We start from the raw sequence: 850 nt of genomic DNA on the forward strand, positions 1-850 counted from the left end.
GGGCTCGAACAACCTCGCAAGCGGCCAGTGGGCGGGCGCGCTGGTCAAGGGCGACGGCAACCTCGCGACCGGCAAGGCAGCAGGTGCCTTCACCGCAGGCAGCAACAACATCGCCTTCGGCGCTTCGGCGGGAACCGGCTTCACCGTCGATGCGGACGGCACGACGATTCGTGACCGCAACGGCACGATCGTGACCGATCCTGCCACGGCGGGCGTCGCCCTGACCGATACCGTCGCCATCGGCAACGGGGCCTTGGTTGCGGCAAACCGCAGCGTTGCCTTCGGCGCGGGCGCAAATGCGACACTCGAAGGCTCGGTCGCACTCGGTGCCGGCTCGGTGGCGAACACCGCGGCAGGGGCGGCAGGTTATGTCCCAACAGGCGCGGATGGCACCGCCATCAATGCCACGACCAGCACGCTGGCGGCGCTTTCTATCGGGGACGCGGCGAATGGCCAGCTTCGCCAGATCACCGGCGTTGCGGCTGGTAGCGTTGATACAGACGCGGTCAACGTCAGCCAGCTGAAGGCGGTCGGCGGCAGCGTGACAGGTCTTCAGGAACGTGCGGTGAAATACGACTGGACCGATGCGAATGGCAACGGCATCGTTGATCCCGGCGAAGTCGATTTCACCAGGTCGGCACTGCAGGGCTCCGGTGGCACTGTGATCGCAAACCTTGCCGATGGCGCGGTCAATGAGTTCTCGACGGAGGCGGTCAACGGCTCGCAGCTCTATGGTGTCTCCAACAGTATCGCCAATCATCTGGGAGACGGCGCCACGGTGAATGCCGACGGTTCAATCACGGGCCCGACCTACAGCATGCAGGGCGGCAGCTACTCGACGGTGTACGAC

1 pseudogene is annotated in these 850 nt (G+C 65.4%); it reads left to right on the top strand.

The annotated features are described in order from the left end of the window. A pseudogene (locus AB4Z23_RS27325) lies at positions 1-850 on the top strand (hypothetical protein); the annotation flags it as partial.

The sequence above is a fragment of the Agrobacterium sp. MCAB5 genome, assembly GCF_052114365.1.
GTDB classification, from domain to species: domain Bacteria; phylum Pseudomonadota; class Alphaproteobacteria; order Rhizobiales; family Rhizobiaceae; genus Agrobacterium; species Agrobacterium tumefaciens.